Here is a 23557-nt window from a genome sequence, read left to right on the forward strand (position 1 = left end):
CCTGCTTCGCAGACCAGCGCGGGGCAAGCCCGCTCACCACAGCAAGCCTGCTCACCACAGCTAGCCTGCTCACCACAGCAAGCTCCTCCCACATTTTTTGATCGCCAGTGTGTTTGAGCTGAGCTGATTCGACCCTCCTCCACCGTCATCCAACGGTCACATCCATCTGCTGTGCTGGCGCCCACCACTCATTTGCCCAAGGACCTGCGGCCATGTTTTCCGTGCTCAAGCCCCACCGCTGGAAACTCTCGTTGCTGCTGATCGCGGCCAACCTCGGGCTGATCCTGCACCTGGCCTGCGGCGAGTTGAAAAGCGTCAGCGAATGGGTGTGGCTGGATATCTTCGGCGAAGGCGGTTCCGCCCTGCTCGCCCTGGTATGGCTGGGCCTGGTGCTCAAGAGCCGCCCCGCCGGGCGCGTCACCAATTACCTGGCGCTGGGCCTGTCGTGCATCTTTTTCTCCTGGTGGATCGACAGCCTCGACGAATTTATCCGCCTGCCCGACAGCATCACCTGGGACCATTGGCTCGAGTCCGGGCCGATGCCGGTGGGCATGATCCTGCTGACCATCGGCATCTACCACTGGCACCGCGAACAACTGGCGATCAGCGCACAGATGGAAAAGCGCGAGCGCTTGTTCCGTGAACATCGACTGTTCGACAAACTCACGCCGCTGGCCGGCGCCGACTACCTCAAGCGCCAGCTGGCCGACAGCCTGCAGGACAGCCGCGAGCAGCAACAACCGCTGTCGCTGCTGGCCCTGGACCTGGACAACTTCGCCGCCATCAACCAGGCCTACGGGCATGCCGAAGGCGACGCGGTGTTGCAGGCCCTCAGCCATTTGCTGCTGCTCAACCTGCGCCGCCAGGACCTGGTGTGCCGCCTGGCCGGCGACCGTTTTGTGGTGCTGCTGCCCAACACCGGCGAACGCCAGGCCAAGGAGCTGGCGCTGGAGTTGCAGCAAGCGGTGCGCGGCCTGGCCCACAAGACCCGGCAACAGGGCGAACGCCTGCAACTGGCGGCGACCACCGCCGTGGTCATGGCCCTTGAAGAACCGCCCCAGGATTTGCTCAAGCGCCTGAACCTGGCCTTGGCCAGGGCCAAGCAACCCCTTGCGAAAAGTGCCTGAGATGGCCGTCAAAACCAGCTGGTATGAAGCCGACAGCCGCTTCATTCCAGGGCATTACCAACCCGCCACGCTGATCGACCTGGCCTTGTCCCGCGACATCGACAGCCATCGCCTGCTGCGCGGCACCGGGCTGTTTCACGAGGACATCCTGGCCGGCACCGCGCACTTGAGCCCGCAGCAGTTTTTCGGCTTGATCGGCAACAGCCGCAAGTTACTGGACGCCGACGACAGCAGTTTCCTGTTTGGCCAGCGCCTGCTACCGGGCTATTACGGTGCCGCCAGCCACGCCCTTGGCCATGCGCAGAACCTGCACCAGGCCCTGGAGATCCTGATCCAGCAACAGGTGCTGCTCAGCCCGTTGGCCAGCCTGCAACTGGAGCTGGATGAGCACCACGCCTACCTGTACTGGCTGGACAGTTGCGGCGCCGGCGAGCACTGGCGTTTCCTGCTGGAAGCCAGCATGACCTCGCTGGTTGCCATGAGCCAATGGCTCAGCGGCGAGCGCCTGCCGTGGGCGTGCAGTTTCAGCCATGCCGAACCGCGCTACATCGAACAGTACTGGGTGCACCTGGGCGAGGACACGCGCTTCGAGCGCCCGCTGGACATGATGACGATCCCGCGCGAATACCTCACCCGCACCTGGCCGGGCGCCTCGGCCACGGCCGGCCAGGTGGCGCGCCGCCAAGCCCGCGAGCAGATCGAGCAGCTGGGCTTTGCCGGCAGCTTTCTCGACTGCCTCTACGAGTACCTGCGCGACCAGGTGCGCCAGCCGCCCAGCCTGGAACAGGCGGCCCAGGCCTTCGCCATGAGCCCGGCGACCCTCAAGCGCAAGCTGCACAAGCACGACACCGGTTTTCAACAGCAGGTGGACCGGGTGCGCAAGCAGGTGGCGTTGCACCTTTACCAGGTCAAGGGCTACAGCAATGATGAGGTGGCGGCGTACCTGAATTTCAACGATGCGGCGAACTTCCGGCGCTCATTCAAGCGCTGGACCGGCAGCACGCCGAACCTGATCCGCCAGCTGTTCAACAGCCGCTAGCCAGGCGTTCGCGCAGAAACTCCACCAGCGCCTGCACCGGCCGTGAGCTTTGCCGGTGCTGGGGATACACCGCCGACAGGGTCAGGGCTTCGGGGGCAAAATCATCGAGGAGCGTGACCAGCCGGCCGTCCTTCAACGCGTCGCCGACGATGAAGGTCGGCAGGTAGGTGACGCCCAGGCCGGCGACGGCGGTATCGCGCAGCAACTCGCCGTTATTCACGCGCATACGGCCGGTGACATTCAGTGCTTGCAGCTTGCCTTTGAAGCGCCATTGCACCTGGCGGCCATGGCCGTAGGGCAGGCAGTCGTGTTCGGCGAGGTCTTCGGGTTTAAGCGGCGTACCGCGCAGTGCCAGGTACTCGGGGCTGGCGCAATACACGCGCTCGATGCTGGCGATACGCCGAGCGATGAGGGTGGAATCTTCCAGGGTGCCGATGCGCAGCACCAGGTCGTAGCCCTCACCGATGAGGTCCACCGGGCGGTCGCTGAGGTCAACTTCCACCGACACCTGGGGATGGCGCTGCAGGAACAACGGCAACAGGCAACCCAGGTGCGCCATGGCGAACGACAACGGCGCACTCAGGCGAATGGTGCCGCGCGGTTCACTGTTCTGGCCGGCGATGCCCTGCTCCACTTGCTCGACGTCACCGAGCAGGCGCAAGGCGGACTCGTAGTAACTCTGGCCCAGGGGCGTGACATCCAGGCGGCGCGTGGAGCGGTTGAGCAGGCGCACGCCAAGGCGATCTTCCAGCTGGATCAGGCGGCGGCTGACGAATTGCTTGGACAGGCCCAATTGTTCGGCGGCGGCGGTGAAGCTGCCGGATTCCATGACCTGGCAGAACAGGCGCATGTCTTCGAAGGGGTTCATTGTCGCTTCTCGGTAGACGATGGGCTGTTTTATAACTGGATGGTCGCCACACCACAAATCAAATGTGGGAGGGGGCTTGCTGTGGTGAGCGGGCTTGTCCCGCGCTGGTCTGCGAAGCAGACCCACCGGATTCCTCAGTGAACCCATCGGGGGACAAGCCCCCTCACCACAGCAAGCCCCCTCCCACAGGGGATTACCGACAGGCTTGAAAACCGGTTACTTGGCCGTAAACGCCGAGTAGCTGTTCATCAGGTTGCGGTAGTTGGGGATGCGCGGCGACAGCAGGTTGGCCAGGCCTTCCATGTCGTTGCGCCAGTCCACTTGCAGCTCGCAGGCCACGGCGAACCAGTTGACCAGTTGGGCACCGGCGGCGGTCATACGGGCCCAGGCGGCTTGTTGCACAGTTTCGTTGAAGGTGCCGGAGGCGTCGGTGACCACGAACACCTCGAAGCCTTCGTCGAGGGCGCACAGGGTCGGGAACGCTACGCACACGTCCGTCACCACACCGGCAATGATGATCTGCTTGCGGCCGGTAGCCTTGACCGCCTTGACGAAATCTTCGTTGTCCCAGGCGTTGATCTGGCCAGGACGGGCGATGTACGGCGCGTCCGGGAACAGTGCCTTGAGTTCCGGCACCAGTGGGCCGTTGGGACCGCCTTCAAAACTGGTGGTGAGGATGGTCGGCAGGTTGAAGAACTTCGCCACATCGGCCAGGGCCAGTACGTTGTTCTTGAATTCGTTGGGGGAGAAATCCTGCACCAGGGAGATCAGGCCGGTCTGGTGATCCACCAACAGCACCACGGCGTCATCTTTGTTCAAGCGCTTGTAAGTCATGGGTTAACTCCTTTGTGGGTTTAGGTATCAGAACGCAAAGCACGAGCAGCCAAACGCCCCCCAGAAACCCTGGAAGTCGCTGACCGGCACGCTGGAAAGGCGCGCCTTTTCGTGGCTGTGGGAATGCACGCCGCACGGGCCGCTGCATTGGTGTACTTGAGCCTGCACAGGCGAACTCGGGCGCCAGTGCCCCGGCACCTTGACCACCGGCGACCAGTCCGGCAGCACCGGTACGCGTGGCGGTGCAAAGTCTTCGAAGTCGCCGGCGCCGTAGACCACCTTGCCGCCAACCACGGTGAGCACCGATTCGATCCACTTGATGGCTTCTTCATCGACGCTGAAAAAGTCCGCCGACAGCGCCGCCACGTCCGCCAGTTGGCCGACCTTGATCTGGCCTTTCTTGCCCTGCTCGGACGAGAACCAGGCGCTGCCATGGGTGAACAGTTCCAGCGCGGTCAGGCGCGGCAGGCCTTCGGCGTGCAGCTCCAGGCCACCGACGGTGCGGCCGCTGACCATCCAGTACAGCGAAGTCCACGGGTTGTAGCTCGACACCCGCGTGGCATCGGTGCCCGCCCCTACCGGCACGCCTTCGGCCAGCATGCGCTTGATCGGTGGCGTGGCTTCGGCGGCCTTGGCACCGTAGCGCTCGACAAAGTATTCGCCCTGGAACGCCATGCGGTCCTGGATCGCGATACCACCCCCGAGGGCGCGGACTCGCTCGATATTCTTCGGCGTGATGGTTTCGGCATGGTCGAAGAACCACGGCAAGCCATTGAACGGGATGTCGCGGTTGACCTTCTCGAACACGTCAAGCATGCGCGAGATGGACTCGTCATAGGTGGCATGCAGGCGGAACGGCCAGCGCTGCTCCACCAGGTGACGCACCACCGGTTCCAGCTCCTGCTCCATGGTCAGCGGCAGGTCGGGACGGGGTTCGAGGAAGTCTTCGAAGTCGGCGGCCGAGAACACCAGCATTTCACCGGCGCCGTTGTGGCGCAGGTAGTCATCGCCCTGATGCAGGGTGACGCTGCCGGTCCAGTTCTTGAAGTCGCTGAGTTCTTCCTTGGGCTTCTGGGTGAACAGGTTGTAGGCGATGCGTACCGTCAGTTGCTCATCCTTGGCCAGTTGCTCGATCACCGCGTAGTCATCGGGGTAGTTCTGGAAACCACCGCCGGCATCGATGGCGCTGGTCAGGCCGAGACGATTGAGTTCACGCATGAACTGGCGGGTGGAGTTGACCTGGTATTCCAGCGGCAGTTTCGGGCCTTTGGCCAGGGTCGAGTAGAGGATCATCGCGTTGGGTCGCGCCACCAGCATGCCGGTGGGGTTGCCGTGGCTGTCGCGCACGATCTCGCCGCCCGGCGGGTTCGGCGTGTCCTTGGTGTAGCCGGCCACGCGCAAGGCGGCGCGGTTGAGCAAGGCACGGTCATACAGGTGCAGCACGAACACCGGGGTGTCCGGTGCGGCCTGGTTGAGTTCTTCCAGGGTCGGCATGCGTTTTTCGGCGAACTGGAATTCGTTCCAGCCACCGACCACCCGCACCCATTGCGGCGTCGGGGTACGGTCGGCCTGCTCCTTGAGCATGCGCAGGGCATCGGCCAGGGACGGCACGCCTTCCCAGCGCAGCTCGAGGTTGTAGTTCAGCCCGCCACGGATCAGGTGCAGGTGCGAGTCATTGAGACCGGGGATCACGGTGCGGCCCTTGAGGTCGATGACCTGGGTGCCGCTGCCACGCAGGGCCATGGCCTCGCCATCGGTGCCGACGGCAACGAAGCGCCCCTCGCGGATGGCAACGGCGGTTGCCCGCGGGTTTTCCCGGTCCACGGTGTGGAACTGGCCATTGAACAGAATCAGATCGGCGTTCATAGGGTTTCCTTTACAGAGGCTTCAAGCCAGGGAGCGAACAGGCGGGTGGCGGCCGGCATCAGCAGGTAGACCACCAGCAGGACGATGGTCACGGTGACCAGGAAGGTCGCGACCACGTAGTTGGAGAGAAACGGGTGCAGGCCGAGGATCGGGGCCCACACGATCGGCACCAGCAGGGTCAGCGGCAGGATCACGCACAGGGTCACCACCGCCTGTTTCCAGCGCGGCGGCTTGGCGGCGCTGTCGGCCAGGGGCGTGAACCAGAACTCGTTGAGCGCACCGATTTCGGTCTTGTCGCCGTCGGCCAGCATCGGCGCGGCTTCGGCGATCAGGGTGTTGCGCTCGGGGGAATTGAGCCAGGTTTCCAGGTCATCGGTAGAGCGGTAGCGCAATACGCAGGTGAACAGCGCCAGGCCGCTCTGTTTGCTGCGCACCACATCCACACCGAGGTGGCCGGGACGCTCGCCGGCGATGCGTACGGTGCGGCGCAGCCAGGCTTCGTAGTCGGCTTCGCGGCCTGGCTTGATCAGGTGTTTGACGACCAGGGTGACGACTTCGTCGGGCCCTGTCTGTGGTGCTGGGTCCATGGGATGCCCCTCTGCCTTGAAATGTCAGCGATGAGGGGAGTTTGCCGAGGACAGCGTCAGGAAAATTGCATGTACGTGCTGTTTAAGGGGGATGGCTGGAAAGGGCTCACCAGCCTTCTTTCAACATGCGCAACTCCAGGTGCTGCAACAGCATGATGGTCTTGCCGTCGGCGATCTCGCCGCTCTGCACCATGGCCAGTGCCTGCTCGAAACCCAGCTCCAGCACCTCGATGTCCTCGCCCTCCTCTTCCAGGCCGCCGCCATGGCCGACCCGGTCCCCCGGCTGGTACTCGCCGAGAAAAAAGTGAATCCGCTCGGTGACCGACCCCGGGCTCATGAACGCCGCATAGATCTTCTCTACATGGCCGACGCGGTAGCCGGTCTCTTCCTCGGCCTCCAGGCGAATGCGCTCTTCGGGGCTGGCGTTGTCCAGCAACCCCGCCGCCGCTTCAATCAGATAGCCGTGGTAGTCATTGACGAAGGTGGGCATGCGGAACTGGCGAATCAGCAACACGGTGCGTTGCTCGCGGTTGTACAACAGGATGGTCGCGCCATTGCCGCGGTCATACACCTCGCGGGTCTGGGCTTGCCAACTGCCGTCGCGGCGACGCAGGTCGAAGCTGTATTTTTTCAGCAGGTACCAGTTGTCCGAGAGGGTTTCTTCGGCGGTGATGCGAACGGGGCTGTTGTCCATGGTCAGGCCTTTGCTCAAAAGAGCACGAGCATGTCGCGCTGGCATCAATGGCGTCAAATGCTGTAACACTTTGCAAGCAATCCCCCTGCGCGGCCGTCGAATTTATACCTGCCTGTGCAGGCCATCTGGTAAAACCCCAGCTTCACCTTTGTCCTGGAATCTCCATGCCCTCTCGTTTTCTATCGCGCCTGAGCCTGCGCTGGTTTCCCCTGCTGTGCATGGCACTGTTGATCGTCGGCCTGCCCGTGGGCTGCGCGGTGCTGCAACACAAGGAGCGCGAACTGGTGTTTCGCATCGAACCCGGCACCGCCAGTTGGTACAGCGGCTTGCCCAAGGCGGTGCAGGAATTCGAGCTCAAGCCCGCCAGTTTCAAATCGGGGCAGAACATTCATGGCTGGTGGTACCCGGCAGCCAACAAGGACGCACCGGCGATCCTCTACCTGCATGGCGTACGCTGGAACCTCACCGGGCAGCTGTTTCGCATCGAGCAGTTGCACGCCCTGGGTTACTCGGTGCTGGCCATCGACTATCGCGGTTTTGGCCAGAGCCACGGCGAGCTGCCCTCGGAAACCACGGTCTACGAAGACGCGCGCATCGCCTGGGAACGCTTCCAGGTGCTGCAGCCGGACCCCGGCAAGCGCCTGATCTACGGGCACTCCCTCGGCGGCGCGGTAGCCATCGACCTGGCCGCCGAACTGGGCAAGCAAACGCCACTGCCGGTACGTGGGCTGGTGATCGAGTCCACCTTCACCTCCCTGGCCGATGTGGCCACGGCGGTGGCCAACACCTCGCTGCCGGTGCGTTGGTTGCTGTCGCAGAAGTTCGACTCCATCGACAAGATCGCCGATATCCATATGCCATTGCTGGTGGTGCATGGCCTGGATGATCGCTATGTGCCGCCCCGTTTCAGCGAGCAACTATTTGAAGCGGCCCGGCAACCCAAGCGCCTCTTGTTGGTGCCGGGTGCCAGCCACAACAACAGCATGAGCCTGGCCGGTCGCAGCTATCGCCAGGCACTCGACAACCTGATGCAAGCGAAGATGCCCGCCCAGGTTGTCACCCACACAACCGGCCGTGACAACGAGTCATAAATCCGTTTTTCGGCACTGGGTTCGCGCTTGGCTGTCAAGCGCAAACCCTGCCCATACTGGCCCTCGCCGGCAGTTGATCAAATATTAACCTTTGGTTAAATCGCCAACCCTGCCGGGCGTTCGCAAAGTTATCCACAGAGATACCCACGGTTTTCGTGGACAACTCTTTTTATTTTTTTACGATTTTTTTGCTGATTAAACGGTTTCTGGAAATGTACCCGGCAGCAGAATCTCGCGATTCACATCGCGTATATCGTTATAGCCACACAGCGCCATCGACACGTCCAATTCACGGGCGATGATCTCGAGTGCCTTGGTCACCCCTGCTTCGCCCATCGCGCCCAGACCATACAAATGCGGGCGACCGATCATGGTGCCCTTGGCGCCGAGTGCCATCGCCTTGAGCACGTCCTGGCCGGAGCGAATGCCGCCATCGAGCCACACCTCAATGCGTTCGCCCACCGCTTCGACAATCGCCGGCAACTGGCTGATGCTCGACGGCGCACCATCCAACTGGCGGCCACCGTGGTTGCTCACCACCAGTGCATCGGCACCGGAATTGGCGGCCAGGCGCGCGTCTTCCACATCGAGGATGCCCTTGATGATCAGCTTGCCGCCCCAGCACTGCTTGATCCATTCCACATCGTCCCAGCTCAGGCGCGGGTCGAATTGCTGGGCGGTCCACGACGACAGCGACCGCATGTCCGCGACGCCCTTCACATGCCCGACGATATTGCCGAAGCCACGCCGTTGGGTGCCAAGCATGCCCATCACCCAGCGCGGCTTGGTGGCCATGTTGAGGAGGTTCGGCAAGGTCAGCCTGGGCGGTGCCGACAGGCCGTTGATCAAGTCCTTGTGGCGTTGCCCGAGGATCTGCAGGTCCAGGGTCAGCACCAGTGCATCCACGCCGGCCGCCTTGGCACGTTCGATCAATTGCTCGACAAAGCCACGGTCGCGCATCACATACAGCTGGAACCAGAACGGCTTCCCGACCTGTTCGGCGATGTCCTCCAGCGAACAGATACTCATGGTCGACAAGGTATAGCGCAGGCCAAACGCGGCGGCGGCGCGGGCGGTAAGAATCTCGCCATCGGCATGCTGCATGCCCGCCAGGCCGGTGGGGGCCAAGGCAACGGGCATGGCCATGTCCTGGCCGAGCATGGTGGCGCGGATCGAACGTTCATCGATATTGCGCGCCACGCGCTGGCGGAATTTGATCCGGGCAAAATCGCTTTCATTGGCGCGGTAGGTGCTTTCAGTCCAGGACCCGGAATCGGCGTAATCGTAGAACATCCGTGGCACCCGCTTTTGCGCCAGCTTGCGTAAATCTTCGATGGTTGTAATCAACGACATCTAGGTCACCTCTCCCTGAACTGAGCGCAGAGAGTAACCGCCCCACGGGTGGGCAACCAGCCATTGCGTTTATATCGACTGCAGATTAATCTCGCACAAACCCGCAAAAAAGCGCACAAACATGCACAACACCCATCACGCTATCGACCTGCCTTCCCTGCGCAAACAAAAGATCCTGTTACTGCTGGAACGCGACGGCAAAGTCACTGCCTCGGAGCTGGTGGACCACTTCGCCGTGTCCCAGGACACCATCCGCCGCGACCTCGGCGAACTCGCCGCCGCCGGCCTGTTGCAGCGCGTGCACGGTGGCGCCCTGCCCCGGCCCAAGGACACCGGCAAGGACTTCTTCACCCGCGTCGGCGAGACCAATGAAGCCAAGCGTCAACTTGCGCAACTCGCCGCCGGCCAGGTGCAAGACGGCCAGATCGTGCTGTTCGATTCCGGCTCCACCACCTTGCAGATCGCCCAGTCATTACCGCACTCGATCCGCCTCACGGTGGTCACGCCATCACCGATGATCGCCATCGCCCTGGCCGACCACCGCGATGTAAAAGTGATACTTGCCGGCGGCCAACTCAACCCGGCCACCTTGTCCACCAGCGGTCACGAGGCGGTGCGCCTGATCCAGGGCATCAAGGCCGACCTGCTGTTTACCGGGGTGTGCGCACTGCATCCGCAAGTGGGCATCAGCTCGCTGCATTTTGATGAAGTCGCGGTCAAGCAGGCCCTGCTCGACAGCGCCTCCCATGTGGTGGCGGTGACCATGGCCGACAAACTGGGTGCGGTGGAACCGTTTGTGGTGGCGCCGTGCAACCGTATTCACACGTTGATCACCGAGTGGCATGTGCCGAGTGTGGAGGCGTATGAGCAGTTAGGGTTGGAGGTGTTGCGGGTGGAGGTCGAGTAAGTACCGGGCATCAAATGGCGGTGTGGCTGGCAGGCTTTGTTGTGGCCCGCGGACTTTTTGTGGTGGGCAAGCTTTTTTTTATGGTGAGCGGGCTTGTTGTGGTGAGCAGGCTTTTTGTGGTGAGCGGGCTTGCTGTGGTGAGCGGGCTTGCCCCGCGCTGGGGCGCGTAGCGGCCCCTCATAAGGCCACCGCCATTATCCTGCCTGCCTGAACGCGGTGACTGGTTTTAGGGCCGCTTCGCAGCCCAGCGCGGGGCAAGCCCGCTCACCACAAAAAGCCTGCTCACTACAAAAAAAGCTTGCTCACCACAACAAGCTCACTAGCCACAACAAGCCCGCTCACCACGACAGCACCTTGGCCGCATCGCGCATGAAAATCTCGATGGTCTTGGGCCCCACGCCGTCAAATTCACCCAGGCGCTGTTCGAACGCCTGGCGGTTTTCGCTGGCACTGCGGATATGGCTGATCTTGCCGGCGTATTCGGCGTTCAGCTTGGCACTCAGGTCCAGCAGGCGCTGTGCGGTGCTTTCGTCGTACCGCACGTAGTGGGCACGCCCCAACATCGCCACCAATTCCTTGGAGGTGCAATGTTGCAGCTTGCGCGCCGTATCGCGCCCCTCTTCTTCAACGATCACCTTGTAGGCCTGGGCGGCAATCGGTGCCTGGATGCGCTTGCCCATCAGGAAGCTGGCGACAAGCCACTTGAACAGGCTGGCGTCATCCCCAGGCTTGAGATCGATGCCCAGTTCAGCCGCTGAAATAGCCTTGGCCATGCTCAGTGCCCCAGCTTGCGCTCGGCATCATCCGCCCGTTCGTTGATGGCGTCGGCCTGGCGTTCGGTGTCCTTGATCGAGGTGGCGGTCACAGTGAAATCTCCTGGCAGTTGAAGGCCCGCGAAAGCGCCGGGCACTTATGCAGCAGAGGCCGGTGAGTTTCGATAGTTCAAGGAAATTGCCCGCACCAACCGCCCACGAAAAAAGCGCAAATTAATTTAAACCTTTGCCGCCCGGACTCGATCCACTCTCCCATATCGCCGCTTCAATCATCCCCCCTCAGGAGACACTCGATCATGAGCTCACACCTTAACGGCAAGAAGATTCTGGTCATCACCTCCAACACCGGCATTGAGCGCGACGAACTGCTCAAGCCCCTGGAAGCACTGCGCGGCCATGGCGCCACGGTGACCCACGCGTCCAGCAAAGGCGGCTCCACCCAGACCTTTGTCGGCGACACCGAGAAGGACAAAACCGTGGAATCCGACGTGCAGCTGTCGGACGTGGCCAGCAGCGACTTTGACGCCCTTGTAATCCCTGGCGGTACCGTCAATGCCGATACCCTGCGCCAGGACGCGGCGGCGCTGCGCCTGATCAAGGACTTTGCCCAAGCCGGTAAAACCATCGCGGCGATCTGTCACGGCCCATGGACGCTGATCGACGCCGGCGTGATCAAGGGCAAGACCCTGACCTCGTATAAAAGCGTGCGCATCGACCTGGAAAACGCTGGCGCGGCCGGGTGGGTCGATACCGAAGTCAAGCAATGCCAGGCCAATGGCTGGACCTTGATCACCTCGCGTACACCGGACGATCTGCCTGCTTTCAACGAGGCGATTGCCCAGGCTGTCGCTGGTTGAACCGCCAACGTTGAACGCAAAACAGGCGCCTTTCGGCGCCTGTTTTGCGTTACCCCTGCCACTCAGCTTTTACGCTGTTCCGGCATCTCCCGCTTGGGTCCGAACATGGCCCATGCAATCAAGCCCACCAGCGGTACGAAGATCAGGATCACCAGCCATAAGCCCTTGGTCTCCCAGCCACTGGTGCTGCGCAATACGATATTGATCGCCCACAATTCCAACAGCAGCAGAATCACCGCCAACGCAATCCAGATATATTGAATTTCCATGCTTCACCTCCTAGGTCGTATACGTTAGTTCAAGCATCGGCCGCGAGGGTTCATTTAAATTTTCCTGGGTGGTGGAATGCAACGTGGTCCCAGGCCGACCATGCAACCTGCACGACAGGCGCTCTCTGCAATCCTCTTCAACCAATTGAATTGAAAGGCCAATTTAAAAACACTCAAGTTGGTACGCCTGATGCACCACTGCACGGGACGAGGCGTGCATATCGACGCGCCCTGAGTTTCCCGTGAGGTGTCACCGATGAATGCCATTGACCTGCTCAAAGCCGACCACGAACGCGTAAAGGCCCTGTTGACTCAATTGAGTGAGTCCACCGAACGCGGGGTGAAAAAGCGCACCGAGCTGCTGGCCAAGCTGGAAGCGGAAATCAGCCTGCACACCAGGCTGGAAGAAGAAATCCTCTACCCGGCGTTCAGAAAGGCCGGCGGCAAGGAACAGGACATCATGTACCACGAGGCCAAGGAAGAGCACCGCACCGTTGACGCCCTGGTGCTGCCCGACCTGAAGCAAACCGAACCTTCGACCACCGAGTTTTCCGGCCGCGTCAAAGTGGTCAAGGAACTGCTGGAGCACCATATCGAAGAAGAGGAAACCGAGATGTTCCCCCAGGCCAAAAAGCTGCTGGGCAAGGCATTGCTTGAAGAGTTGGGCGCCGAAATGGAAGCCATGAAAGCGGCGCATAAAAAGTCGCAATCGAGCAAGCCGATGGCGGCTTGATCGAGGCAGGACCGGAGCCTGGAATTCATCCAGGCTCCTGATACATCCACACGATAGGGGATAGCGTCATGAAGACCAGATCGTCCCAACGGATTGTGCTTATCGTCGGCCTGTCGGCCCTGCTCGCCGGCCCCGCCCTCGCCGCCTTTGGCGATAACCCGGAACCTGCCGCCAACGCCTTGAGTGGCGACAGCGCCGCCGGCTCCGCCCTGCCACCGGGGACTTACCCCAGCAGCCCCTCGGACAGCGACAAAAAAACCAAGGACACCGCCAAACCGCCGAGCAAACCCGCCAGGCCGGCTGACACCCCTAAAGACGGCAAGGAAAAACCCCGCTCAGGCAGCTGAGGGCTCATCCGCCACCGGCGGCTCGGGCGCCAGCCCCCAGTCGCCATGCTCGTACCAGTCATCCCCGATCATCTCGGCCGGGTGCATGGTGCGGTCGGCGCCATTGCCGCACGCTAGGTCGGCGGCCGCGCAGTAGCGGTCACAGCCCCAACAGATACGTTCGGGATGCTTGGGGTGCAGCGGGAAAGGCTTGGCCATGAGTCGACTCCCTGGCGACGAACACTCCCTGCAACCTACCCCCATACAGCCTGTACAACCTTGACCGGCATCAAGCCTGGCCAAGATGAAATATCCTCGGAACTTGACAAGAATCATTATTATTTACTGCTGACCTTCCTAGACTCGGGTTCTCTCTCCACACCCCTCAGGAAGCCTCCATGCGTACCCCTTCTTTGCTGTGCCTTGCCCTGCTGCTGAGTACCTCCGTGGCAGTTGCCAAGGAGTACCCCATCGGCGAACCGCAACACTGTCCGGGCCTGGAAATCGGCGCGGTGTACCTGCAACCGATCGAGATGGCACCCGCCGGCATGATGCGCGCCACGGCGGATTCCGATGTGCACCTGGAAGCCGATGTGCGCGCCACGGCGGACAACGCCCAAGGGTTTCAGGAAGGCAGTTTCGTGCCCTACCTCAACCTGTCTTTCACCCTGAAGAAAACAGGCAGCGACACCCCCATCAGCGGCGACTTCCACGCCATGGTCGCCAACGACGGGCCGCACTACGGCGATAACGTCAAGCTGCAAGGCCCCGGCAAATACACCCTCACCTTCAGCGTATTGCCGCCCACCGGCCACCACTCCCTGGGCCGTCATACCGACAAGGAAACCGGGGTCGCCCCGTGGTTCGAACGCTGCGACGTGCACTATGAATTCGTCTACGCCGGCATCGGCAAAAAAGGCGGCTATTGATGCGCCGCGCTCTGTTGCTGGGCGGCCTGCTGCTAAGCGGCGCGGCAGTGGCGGCGCCGTTGCCCACCTATGCGTTGAGCCTGCAGGACGGCCACTTCGACCCGCCACAACTGGTGGTCAAGGCCGATGAGCGCTTCAAGATCGTGCTCAAGAACATCGGCCAAGGCCCGGCCGAATTCGAAAGCACGCCGTAGCATCCTCGCCGAATAGGAGCCGTTGATGAATCAATCGATGTTTATTGTCTGGCGTGAAAGCGTCGAGGCCCTGCTGGTGATCGGTATCCTGCAGGCCTGGATCAGCCGCCAGGCCGGCCATGTGCAGCTGGCCCGTTTCCTCTGGGCCGGGGTGGTGCTGGGGTTGCTGTGTTCGACCGGGCTGGCCGGTTTGATGCTGTGGGCCGGCGACGCCATGACCGGCCCACAGGGCGAGTGGCTGCAAGCGGCGCTGACCCTGTTGGCCAGCGGCTTGATGGTGCAGATGGTGTTCTGGATGCACCGCAACGCGGCCACGCTCAAACACAGCCTGGTACGCGAGGCCGACGAGCGCCTGGCGCGCCAGGGCGGCTGGGGCGTGTTGTTACTGGCGCTGCTGGCGGTGAGCCGCGAAGGCAGTGAAACCGTGGTGTTTTTGTATGGCGCCGGGGCGCGCCTGCACGATGAGGCGCAAGGCCTGTTCGCCGTCGGCGGCCTGCTCGGCCTGGCACTGGCGGGGCTCACGGTCCTGGTGTTGCGCGGCAGTCGGCGCTTTATCTCCTGGTCACTGTTTTTCGCCCTCAGCGAGGCGCTGCTGTTGCTGCTTGGCGGGGCCTTGCTGATCGCGGCAGTGGACCGCATCAGCGGGCAACTGCTGGACATGGACATGCCCGAGTGGGTCTACGCCGCCTTCGGTGAAAGCCGCTGGGACAGCAGCGCACTGCTCAGTGACAGCCATGGCCTCGGCGCACTGCTGGCCGACTTTACCGGCTACCGCGCGGCCCCCAGCCTTATCACCGTGTTGGTACTGCTCGGCTACTGGCTGTGGGTGGGCAACGGCTTGCGTCGCGCCCGGCACGCGGCATGAGCTGGCTGCAGCAACTGGGCGATGGCATGCGCCGCCATGCCCGGCTGATCCGTGCCATGCAATGGGCGGTGGTGCTGGCGTATGCCGTGCTGCTGGTACTGCCCGCCGCGCTGCCGTTGCCGGATAGCCAGGCGCGCATGGTGAACAACCTGACGCTGCTGGCGCAATTTATCTTCTGGGGGATCTGGTGGCCGTTCGTGTTGCTGTCGATGGTGCTGTTCGGGCGCCTGTGGTGTGGCGTGCTGTGCCCGGAGGGTTCGCTGAGCGAGTGGGCCAGCCAGCACGGGCGTGGCCTGGGCATACCGCGCTGGCTGCGTTGGGGCGGCTGGCCGACCCTGGGCTTTTGCCTCACCACGCTCTACGGCCAATTGATCAGCGTGTACGACTACGCCCAGGCAGCATTGCTGATCCTCGGCGGCTCGACGTTGGCGGCGGTGGCGGTCGGCCTGTTGTTCGTGCGCGGCAAGCGCGTGTGGTGCCGCTACCTGTGTCCGGTCAGCGGCGTGTTCGCCCTGCTCGCCCGCCTGGCGCCGGTGCATTTCGCCGTGGATGAACAACGCTGGAAAGCCAACCACGCCCCGCGCCTGCCGCTGCCCAACTGCGCGCCACTCCTGGACATCCGCCGCCTGCAGGGCGCCAGCGACTGCCACGCCTGTGGCCGTTGCAGCGGGCAACGCGGCGCGGTGCAACTGATCGCCCGCTCCTGCAACCAGGAGATTCTCCAGGCGCCGCGTCAACCCGGCTCGCCGTGGGATGCGCGCCTGCTGCTGTTTGGCGTGATCGGCCTGGCCATGGGCGCGTTCCAATGGACCTTGAGCCCGTGGTTTATCGCGCTGAAACAGACACTCGCCGAATGGCTGGTGAGCCGCGACTGGCTGTGGCCGTTGCAAGACAACGCGCCGTGGTGGCTGCTCACCCACTACCCGCCACTCAACGACAGCTTCAGCTGGCTCGATGGCCTGTGCATCCTGCTGTACCTGGCTGGCAGCGCACTGCTGCTCGGCGGTGGCTGCTGGCTGCTGCTGCGCCTGGCCGCGTCTGTGGCCGGCGATCGCGCACTGTTTCGGCCCCTGGCGCTGACACTCACGCCCCTGGGTGGTGCAGGGCTGTTCCTGGGGCTGTCGGCGACGACGGTGAAGTTGTTGCGCTATGAAGGGTTGGCATTGGCGTGGGTGCAACCGGCTCGTGCACTGGTGTTGAGCGCGGCGATTGGCTGGTGCTTGTGGTTGGGGTGGCGACAGCTCCAGGGGCTTGGAATCCGGCGCCGTTGCCTCGGGTGGTTGTGCGTACTGCTGAGCAACGGCCTGGTGGGCTATGGCTGGTGGTTGCAGTTCTGGGGATGGGCTGGCTGATGCACACCGATCCAAATGTGGGAGGGGGCTTGCCCCCGATGAGGGTGGGTCAGTGATACTTGGGTTGACTGACTCACCGCTATCGGGGGCAAGCCCCCTCCCACATTTTTAACCCAGTACACCAGACACAACTCCGGTCGGCTCTAAGGCCGCCGCGCTTTGGCTTTTGATCTCAAATCGCCCCGTCAAACACGCTGGCCAAAGCCGGAGTGAGGGCACACCGAGCCTAGGCGAGGTGCCGAGTGTTGGGGCGAAGCGTTTTTTGGTTACTTTTGGCGCTCTTCCAAAAGTGACCCGCTGTAAGAGCGGAACCCTAAGTGGCCGTGACCGCAGCAACGGATATGTACTCAATCAAATCCAACGACATGGTCGGCCCGAAGGCCGCCACGGAAACAAGCCCCCTGACCGCACCAGCCGAAGTTACACCTTGAACCGCGCCACCGTCTGATGCAGCGTCCCCGCCATCCCGGCCAGGTCGTGCCCGGCCGTCTCGGTGTGTATCGCGCCCTGCAACACCTGCTGGGACAAGTTGCGAATGCCCACCAGGTTGCGATCCACTTCCCGCGCCACCAGCGCCTGCTCTTCGGTGGCGCTGGCAATCATCATATTGCGTTCGTTGATCTGCGAGATCGACCGGGTGATCTCGTCCAGCGCTTCTCCCGAACGTTGCGCCACGCTCAAGGTCGCCTGTACCCGCTCGCTGCTGCTGTGCATGGCGGCCACGGCGTGTTCGGTGTCCTGGCGGATATTGCCGATCATCTGCTCGATCTCCTGGGTCGAGACCTGGGTGCGATGGGCCAACGCGCGCACTTCATCGGCGACCACCGCAAACCCGCGTCCGGCTTCCCCGGCGCGGGCCGCTTCGATGGCCGCGTTCAACGCCAGCAGGTTGGTCTGGTCGGCAATGCTGCGGATCACTTCGAGCACGCTGCTGATGTCTTGCACACGGCCGGCCAACTGCTGGATACGCTCCGAGGTTTCCACCACACCGGTGGCCAAGGTATTGATCGACGCCACGGTTTCCTGCACCTGCGCCTGTCCACGCTGGGCGGTCTGCTCCGACAGGCGCGAGGCTTCGCTGGTGCTCACGGCATTGCGTGCCACCTCGTCGACGGCGGCGGTCATTTCGTTCACCGCCGTGGCGGCCTGTTCGATTTCCTGGCCCTGCAACTGCAGGCTGCTGCTGGTCTGGCCGCTGACCGCGCTCAACTCTTCCGACGAGCTGGCAACGCCGTCCACCGACGCGGCGATATGGCGGACCATCTGGTTGAGGCTCTGCTGCATCTGGTGCAGATTGCGCATCACACTGCCGTCGATACTGTTGCCCAACGGCACCTCGAGGGTCAGGTCGCCCTCGGCGATATGGCTCAACACCCGCGCCACTTCATCCGGCTCGCCGCCCAGCGGGCGGGTAACGCTGCGCGTGACGATCACCGCCGCCACCACCACCAGGGCCAGGCACAGCAGGAACAACCCGAGCATGGTGCGTCGTGCCTCGTCATACAGGGTTTGCGCCGCCTGCTGACGCTCGGCGAACAACCGCCCCTGCATGGCCATCAGCGCATCCAGGCTCTTGAACACCTCAAGCTCGGCCGGGATCACCTGCTGTTTGAGCTGGGCCAGGCCCTGCTCGCGCGCGCCTTGCCGGATCAGCGCCTGCACCTGGGTGAAGGCCGCCACGTAGGCTTCGCGGTGGGTTTTCAAGGTGGCATAGGCGGCCTTGCCTTCGGCGGTGTCGAGCAGCGGTTCGAGGGTGGCGAACGCCTGGGTGATGCGCTCGCGCGTGGTGCCGATGGAGGCCTGGGCCTGTTGGTTGTCCTGGTCGATCAGCAGGTCGCGGGTGTTGCGCCCGTTATCGCGCACCCCGGTGGCGATCACCATGATCGGCGCAATTCTGGGCCAGTCCTGCTGCACGATCTGCTCGGACTGCTGCTTGAGGGTCGCCAGGTCGTGAAGGGCGTAAAACACCAAGCCGACCAGCGCCAGCGGCGCAATCGCGAAGCCGATGACAATGCGTTGTGCCGTGGTTAATTGCTTCATTGTGATAGTCCCTGATGAACACCTGCCCGTCATGGGCAGCATCTATAAAAATCCGCTTGAGGGCGCCGATCACCCTCGCAATACAAAGGCAGGAAACAACTCGCGCAATCGGCTCCATAACTCCGGCAAGGCAGCCTGTGGCGGAGAACTCGACAATTGCGCATCGAGCATGCTGGCCGTGCGCACCATTTGCACCGCAAAGCGTTGCACGCCATTCGCTTGCAAACGCTGGGCCAGCAACAGCAACCGAGGCGGGTCGATCAAATGCCAATGCACCGTGGTGCGGCACTCGTACTCGACGCCGCTGGCCAACAGGGTGTCGAGGCTGCGCCAGTTGGCGGCACCGCTGTTCCTGACCTGGGTAATCGACTGGCAATCCTCGGCCAGCGCCTTGACGTCAAAGCCGACCCAATCGGCATGCCGCAACGCATTGGCAAACCCTGCCGGCTTGATCCCGGCGCTGTGCAGGCCGACACGAAAGCCCATCGCCCGCACTTCATCCATGGCCGCCGGCAAGCCTTCCTGCAAGGTCGGCTCGCCGCCGCTGAACACCACGGCGTCGAGCAAGTCCTTGCGCCGCTGCAAGAACAGCAACACCCGGCGCCAATCCACCTCCGTGCTACCGCGCGGCGGGATCAGGTCCGGGTTGTGGCAGTAACGACAGCGCCAGGCACAGCCCTGGCAAAACAGCACACAGGCGAGCATGCCGGGGTAGTCGAGGGTGGTCAGGGGCACCAGGCCCCCGACCCGTAGCGCTCGACTCATTGGCGCCCGGCCACGGCGGCCGTTTCAGTGAAATGCACCCGCTCCTTGTGCTCGGATTGTTTGCCGGGATTGAACGCCGACACGGGCCGGTGATAGCCCATCACCCGGGTCCAGACTTCGCAGCGCTGACGTTGTGGCTGGGATGCTTGCATGGTGAATCTCCTTGCGGGTTGGAAGATCGGTTCAGTGCGCAGCGGCAAGGGCCAGCACTTCATCGCACTTGGGACAGAACTCATGCTCACCGGCGAGGTAACCGTGCACCGGGCAGATCGAGAACGTCGGGGTGATCGTCAGGTACGGCAGGCGGAAACGTCCCAACGCCTTGCGCACCAGCTGCTTGCAGGCCTGGGCCGAGGAAATCTGCTCGGCCATGTACAGGTGCAACACGGTGCCGCCTGTGTATTTGCATTGCAGTTCGTCTTGCAGCTCCAGGGCTTCGAAGGGGTCCTGGGTAAAGCCCACCGGCAGTTGCGAGGAGTTGGTGTAGTACGGCGCGACGTCGCTGCCGGCCTGCAGGATGTCCGGGTAGCGCTTGCGGTCTTCCTTGGCGAAGCGGTAGGTGGTGCCTTCCGCCGGGGTGGCTTCGAGGTTGTAGAGGTGGCCGGTGTCTTCCTGGAAGCGCAGCAAAGTGGCACGCACATGGTCGAGCAACTTGAGGGCAAATGCGCGGCCTTCCTCGGTGTGCATGCCCTGCTCGTCGCCGGTGAAATTGCGCAGCATCTCGTGCATGCCGTTGAGGCCGATGGTGGAGAAGTGATTGCGCAGGGTGCCGAGGTAACGCTTGGTGTAGGGGTACAAGCCGGCGTCCATATGGTGCTGGATCACCTTGCGCTTGACCTCCAGGCTTTCCATGGCCATGTCCATCAGGCTGTCCAGGCGTTGCAACAGGCCCGAGGTGTCGCCCTTGAACAGGTAACCGAGGCGCGCGCAGTTGATCGTCACCACGCCGAGGCTGCCGGTCTGCTCCGCCGAACCGAACAACCCACCGCCGCGCTTGAGCAGCTCGCGCACGTCCAGTTGCAGGCGGCAGCACATCGAGCGCACCTGGTTGGGTTGCATATCGGAATTGAGGAAGTTCTGGAAATACGGCAGGCCGTAGCGCGCGGTCATCTCGAACAGACGGTCGGCGTTCTCGCTGTCCCAGGGGAAATCGTGGGTGATGTTGTAGGTGGGAATCGGGAAGGTGAAGACCCGGCCCTTGGCATCGCCGGCCTGCATCACTTCGATATAGGCGCGGTTGATCAGCTCCATTTCCGCTTGCAGGTCGCCATAGGCAAACGGCATTTCCTCACCGCCGATCACCGGTACCTGCTCGCGCAGATCTTCCGGGCACACCCAGTCGAAGGTCAGGTTGGTAAACGGCGTCTGGGTGCCCCAGCGCGACGGCACGTTGAGGTTGTAGATGAACTCCTGCACCGCCTGGCGCACCTCGGCGTAACTCAGTTGATCCTTGCGCACATAGGGCGCCAGGTAGGTATCGAACGAGCTGAACGCCTGGGCGCCGGCCCATTCGTTTTGCAGGGTGCCGAGGAAATTGACCATCTGCCCCAGGGCGCTGCTCAAGTGCTTGGGCGGCCCGGCTTCGACACGGCCCGGCACGCCATTGAGGCCTTCGTGCAACAGCGACCGCAGCGACCAGCCGGCGCAATACCCGGCGAGCATGTCCAGGTCATGGATATGCAGATCCGCCTCACGGTGCGCACGGCCGATCTGCTGGCTGTAGACCTCGTCGAGCCAATAGTTGGCGGTGACCTTGCCCGACACGTTCAACACCAGCCCGCCCAGGGAATAGCCCTGGTTGGCATTGGCTTGCACACGCCAGTCTTCGCGGTCGAGGTATTCGTTCATCGAGGTGGCGACTTCCACCAGGGTCTTGCGGTCGCGGCGCAGGCGGCCGTGTTGTTCGCGGTAGACGATATAGGCGCGCATGGAGAGGAAGTAGCCGGCGTCCATCAGCACGCGTTCGACGCTGTCCTGGATTTGTTCGACGTCCAGGTGTTCGATGCCCCTCAGGCGGGCCAGGACAGCGCCCAGTAACAGGTCGACGTCGGCCTCCTGGTACTCGCCGGTGGCGGTACCGGCGGCGGTCAGGGCGTGGTGGATTTTTTCGGCGTTGAAGGGGACCAGGCTGCCGTCGCGTTTGTGTAGGCGGGTGCTGACCAGCGGGGTGAGCGTGTTTTGCATTTTCCGGGCTCCAGGCACTACATGTAGATATTTTTAGGTTTACAGACACAATATGCAGTGAGGTTACGGAGAATGGGGTGGGGGTCCCTTGATCGGGGTCAAGGTTTTTTGATTGGGTACATATCCGTTATTTAGGTAACGGCGGCTTAGGGTTCCGCCCTTACGGCGGGTCACTTTTGGAAAAGAGCCCCAAAAGTAACCAAAAGGGCTCTTGCCCCAACACTCGGCACCTCGCCTAGGCTCGGTGTGCCCTCACTCCGGCTTGAATCCGTGGGCCGCCGTCATGGGCCATCCTTGGCCCAGGACGGCTAACCCGGCGTCCTGCCGGGTTACCCACGGATTCAAGCCTGCGTTCGGCCAGCGTGTTTGACGGGGCGCCTAGGATCAAGATCAAAAGCCAGAGCAAAAGCAGAGCAAAAGCAGACCGAGTTCTAGCTGATATGTGGAGATCCAAATGTGGGAGGGGGCTAGCCCCCGATGAGGGAGTGTCAGTTGATGGATTTGGTACTGACCCACTGCAATCGGGGGCAAGCCCCCTCCCACATTTACCGAGTACACCAGACCCAACTCCGGTCGGCTCTAAGGCCGCCGCGCTTTGGCTCTTGATCTAAAATCGCCCCGTCAAACACGCTGGCCGAACGCAGGCTTTGGAGCGTGGGTAACCCGGCAGGACGCCGGGTTAGCCGCGCTGGGCCATGGATGGCCCATCGCGGCGGCCCACGCTCCAAAGCCTTCGTTCGGGCACACCGAGCCTAGGCGAGGTGCCGAGTGTTGGGGCGAGGACCTTTTGGTTACTTTTGGGTCCCTCCAAAAGTGAGCCGCTGTAAGAGCGGAACCCTAAGCCGCCGTTACCGAAGAAACGGATATGTACTCAATACCACACCACCCCACACACCCCACACACCCCTCACCCCCCTCACCCCCCACTCATATTCATAAACCGCACCACCTGCACCTCCCCCTCCCCACTGAAATCATGCCGCAACGGCTTGCCCTTCAACCCCCTGTGCAACGCCTCGACCAACGGCCCATCCTCCAGCGGATAGCGCCGTAACAACGCGCGAAAATCCAGCGCATCCTCCTGCCCCAGGCACAACAGCAACTGCCCTTCCACCGTCATCCGTACCCGATTACAACCGCCACAGAAATTATGGGAATTTGGCGAAATAAACCCCACCCGCGTCCCAGGATGCCCGGCCAACCGCACATACCGCGCCGGCCCGCCGCTGTTCTCGGTGCTATCGATCAGCCCATGCTCACGGGCAATCACCGCGCGTACTTCATCGCTGGAGCAGAACGTCTCGCCCCGCGATCGCCCCACGTCCCCCAGGGGCATTTCCTCGATAAAACTGATGTCGACACCCTGGTCGATGGCGTACCGCACCAACGCCGGCACCTCGTCGAAGTTGCGCCCTTTCATCACCACGCAGTTGAGCTTGACCCGCTCGAACCCCGCATCCCGCGCGGCCTCGATACCGTCCAGCACCTGGCGCAGGTCTCCGTTACGGGTAATCCCGCGAAAGCGTTGCGCATCCAGGCTGTCGAGGCTGATGTTCATGCGCTTGACCCCCGCCTCCACCAATGGCCGCGCCAGTCGCGCCAACTGCGAGCCATTGCTGGTCATCACCAGTTCACGCAAGCCCGGCAGTGCCGCGATGTTGCGGCACAGCCCGACAATGCCCGGGCGAATCAGCGGTTCGCCCCCGGTGAGGCGGATCTTGCGCACGCCCTGCCCCACGAACAGCGCGGCCAGGCGTTGCAGTTCTTCCAGGGTCAACACCTGCTGGCGCGGCAGGAATGTCATGTTTTTCGCCATGCAGTACACACAACGAAAATCGCAACGGTCGGTCACCGACAAACGCAGGTAATCGATCGAACGGCCCACCCCATCCACCAGGCTCATG

General features: G+C 62.7%; 25 protein-coding genes and 1 pseudogene. 12 read left to right on the forward strand and 14 right to left on the reverse strand.

Going from position 1 to position 23557, the window contains the following annotated elements; all coding sequences use genetic code 11:
- Positions 1-212 precede the first annotated feature (212 nt).
- Both FX984_RS05645 and FX984_RS05650 read left to right on the forward strand, forming a co-directional pair.
- The gene (locus FX984_RS05645; protein WP_065941920.1) at positions 213-1127 is read left to right on the forward strand and encodes a GGDEF domain-containing protein; all 915 of its coding nucleotides are present in this window, start codon (positions 213-215) and stop codon (positions 1125-1127) included.
- Position 1128: 1 nt separating this feature from the next.
- Positions 1129-2166 carry an AraC family transcriptional regulator gene (locus FX984_RS05650; protein ID WP_027607147.1) on the forward strand — a complete coding sequence of 346 codons (1038 nt, stop codon included), beginning with the start codon at positions 1129-1131 and terminating at the stop codon, positions 2164-2166.
- Here the strand turns inward: FX984_RS05650 and FX984_RS05655 are convergent.
- From FX984_RS05655 to FX984_RS05675, 5 genes are all read right to left on the reverse strand, one after another.
- Positions 2153-3034, reverse strand: a complete 882-nt coding sequence (locus tag FX984_RS05655; RefSeq protein ID WP_146478364.1) for a LysR family transcriptional regulator — start codon at positions 3032-3034, stop codon at positions 2153-2155. The two genes, FX984_RS05650 and FX984_RS05655, sit on opposite strands and share 14 nt — an antisense overlap.
- 216 nt (positions 3035-3250) lie before the next feature.
- The gene (gene ycaC / locus FX984_RS05660) at positions 3251-3868 is read right to left on the reverse strand and encodes an isochorismate family cysteine hydrolase YcaC (protein ID WP_027607149.1); all 618 of its coding nucleotides are present in this window, start codon (positions 3866-3868) and stop codon (positions 3251-3253) included.
- 27 nt (positions 3869-3895) lie between these two features.
- The gene (locus FX984_RS05665; RefSeq protein WP_027607150.1) at positions 3896-5734 is read right to left on the reverse strand and encodes an amidohydrolase; all 1839 of its coding nucleotides are present in this window, start codon (positions 5732-5734) and stop codon (positions 3896-3898) included.
- Positions 5731-6321 (reverse strand): antibiotic biosynthesis monooxygenase, encoded by a 591-nt coding sequence (locus FX984_RS05670; RefSeq protein WP_146478365.1) that lies wholly within the window; start codon positions 6319-6321, stop codon positions 5731-5733. The genes FX984_RS05665 and FX984_RS05670 overlap by 4 nt, the downstream gene beginning before the upstream one ends.
- Before the next feature lie 106 nt (positions 6322-6427).
- Positions 6428-7015, reverse strand: coding sequence for an NUDIX domain-containing protein (locus FX984_RS05675; RefSeq protein WP_027607152.1), 588 nt, complete (start codon positions 7013-7015; stop codon positions 6428-6430).
- Positions 7016-7179: 164 nt separating this feature from the next.
- Between FX984_RS05675 and FX984_RS05680 the strand changes: the two genes are divergently transcribed.
- Positions 7180-8106, forward strand: a complete 927-nt coding sequence (locus tag FX984_RS05680) for an alpha/beta hydrolase (RefSeq protein WP_027607153.1) — start codon at positions 7180-7182, stop codon at positions 8104-8106.
- 195 nt (positions 8107-8301) lie between these two features.
- On the opposite strand, the gene FX984_RS05685 is transcribed toward FX984_RS05680, so the two are convergent.
- A complete protein-coding gene (locus tag FX984_RS05685; RefSeq protein ID WP_146478366.1) occupies positions 8302-9459 on the reverse strand; it encodes an alpha-hydroxy acid oxidase in 1158 nt (385 codons plus the stop codon).
- Positions 9460-9580: 121 nt separating this feature from the next.
- On the opposite strand from FX984_RS05685, the gene FX984_RS05690 reads away from it, so the two are divergent.
- A complete protein-coding gene (locus tag FX984_RS05690) occupies positions 9581-10366 on the forward strand; it encodes a DeoR/GlpR family DNA-binding transcription regulator (protein ID WP_146478367.1) in 786 nt (261 codons plus the stop codon).
- Between the two features lie 14 nt (positions 10367-10380).
- Entirely contained in the window at positions 10381-10536 is a 156-nt protein-coding gene (locus tag FX984_RS32395) for a hypothetical protein (protein WP_175472311.1), read from the forward strand.
- Between the two features lie 168 nt (positions 10537-10704).
- Here FX984_RS32395 and FX984_RS05695 read toward each other — a convergent pair whose 3' ends face one another.
- Entirely contained in the window at positions 10705-11139 is a 435-nt protein-coding gene (locus tag FX984_RS05695) for a hypothetical protein (RefSeq protein WP_027607156.1), read from the reverse strand.
- A 296-nt stretch (positions 11140-11435) separates the two neighbouring features.
- Here FX984_RS05695 and FX984_RS05700 point away from each other — a divergent pair, with 296 nt between their 5' ends.
- Positions 11436-11996, forward strand: a complete 561-nt coding sequence (locus FX984_RS05700; RefSeq protein WP_146478368.1) for a type 1 glutamine amidotransferase domain-containing protein — start codon at positions 11436-11438, stop codon at positions 11994-11996.
- Between the two features lie 62 nt (positions 11997-12058).
- Here the strand turns inward: FX984_RS05700 and FX984_RS05705 are convergent, their stop codons facing one another.
- Entirely contained in the window at positions 12059-12265 is a 207-nt protein-coding gene (locus FX984_RS05705; protein ID WP_027607158.1) for a PLD nuclease N-terminal domain-containing protein, read from the reverse strand.
- A 256-nt stretch (positions 12266-12521) separates the two neighbouring features.
- On the opposite strand from FX984_RS05705, the gene FX984_RS05710 reads away from it, so the two are divergent.
- Together FX984_RS05710 and FX984_RS05715 are read left to right on the forward strand one after the other, a co-directional pair.
- Positions 12522-12998: a PA2171 family ribosome-binding persister protein gene (locus FX984_RS05710; protein ID WP_027607159.1), complete on the forward strand. Its 477-nt coding sequence runs from the start codon at positions 12522-12524 to the stop codon at positions 12996-12998.
- Between the two features lie 68 nt (positions 12999-13066).
- Complete coding sequence (locus FX984_RS05715) at positions 13067-13345, forward strand: hypothetical protein (RefSeq protein WP_092357289.1); 279 nt, start codon at positions 13067-13069, stop codon at positions 13343-13345.
- On the opposite strand, the gene FX984_RS05720 is transcribed toward FX984_RS05715, so the two are convergent.
- Positions 13334-13543, reverse strand: coding sequence for a DUF3079 domain-containing protein (locus FX984_RS05720; RefSeq protein WP_146478369.1), 210 nt, complete (start codon positions 13541-13543; stop codon positions 13334-13336). The genes FX984_RS05715 and FX984_RS05720 overlap by 12 nt on opposite strands.
- A 179-nt stretch (positions 13544-13722) precedes the next feature.
- On the opposite strand from FX984_RS05720, the gene FX984_RS05725 reads away from it, so the two are divergent.
- The 4 genes and pseudogenes from FX984_RS05725 (at position 13723) to FX984_RS05740 (ending at position 16664) form a co-directional block, all read left to right on the forward strand.
- On the forward strand, positions 13723-14253 hold the full coding sequence (locus FX984_RS05725) for an iron transporter (protein WP_146478370.1): 531 nt from the start codon (positions 13723-13725) through the stop codon (positions 14251-14253).
- Positions 14253-14444, forward strand: a pseudogene (locus FX984_RS05730) (cupredoxin domain-containing protein); the annotation flags it as partial. The gene FX984_RS05725 and the pseudogene FX984_RS05730, both read left to right, overlap by 1 nt.
- A gap of 28 nt (positions 14445-14472) precedes the next feature.
- The gene (locus FX984_RS05735) at positions 14473-15312 is read left to right on the forward strand and encodes an FTR1 family iron permease (protein WP_146478372.1); all 840 of its coding nucleotides are present in this window, start codon (positions 14473-14475) and stop codon (positions 15310-15312) included.
- Complete coding sequence (locus FX984_RS05740) at positions 15309-16664, forward strand: 4Fe-4S binding protein (RefSeq protein ID WP_027607165.1); 1356 nt, start codon at positions 15309-15311, stop codon at positions 16662-16664. The genes FX984_RS05735 and FX984_RS05740 overlap by 4 nt, the downstream gene beginning before the upstream one ends.
- Positions 16665-17084: 420 nt before the next feature.
- Here FX984_RS05740 and FX984_RS05745 read toward each other — a convergent pair whose 3' ends face one another.
- The 5 genes from FX984_RS05745 to moaA form a co-directional block, all read right to left on the reverse strand.
- The gene (locus FX984_RS05745) at positions 17085-18704 is read right to left on the reverse strand and encodes a methyl-accepting chemotaxis protein (RefSeq protein ID WP_027607166.1); all 1620 of its coding nucleotides are present in this window, start codon (positions 18702-18704) and stop codon (positions 17085-17087) included.
- Positions 18705-18773: 69 nt separating this feature from the next.
- A complete protein-coding gene (locus tag FX984_RS05750; RefSeq protein WP_043293716.1) occupies positions 18774-19469 on the reverse strand; it encodes an anaerobic ribonucleoside-triphosphate reductase activating protein in 696 nt (231 codons plus the stop codon).
- The gene (gene nrdD / locus FX984_RS32940; RefSeq protein WP_049712898.1) at positions 19466-19621 is read right to left on the reverse strand and encodes an anaerobic ribonucleoside-triphosphate reductase; all 156 of its coding nucleotides are present in this window, start codon (positions 19619-19621) and stop codon (positions 19466-19468) included. The genes FX984_RS05750 and nrdD overlap by 4 nt, the downstream gene beginning before the upstream one ends.
- 31 nt (positions 19622-19652) lie before the next feature.
- Positions 19653-21653 (reverse strand): ribonucleoside triphosphate reductase, encoded by a 2001-nt coding sequence (locus FX984_RS05760; protein WP_027607169.1) that lies wholly within the window; start codon positions 21651-21653, stop codon positions 19653-19655.
- 916 nt (positions 21654-22569) lie between these two features.
- Positions 22570-23556 (reverse strand): GTP 3',8-cyclase MoaA, encoded by a 987-nt coding sequence (gene moaA, locus FX984_RS05775; protein WP_092357302.1) that lies wholly within the window; start codon positions 23554-23556, stop codon positions 22570-22572.
- Between the last annotated feature and the right edge of the window lies 1 nt (position 23557).

The sequence above is a fragment of the Pseudomonas marginalis genome (assembly GCF_008692035.1).
Taxonomy (GTDB): domain Bacteria; phylum Pseudomonadota; class Gammaproteobacteria; order Pseudomonadales; family Pseudomonadaceae; genus Aquipseudomonas; species Aquipseudomonas marginalis.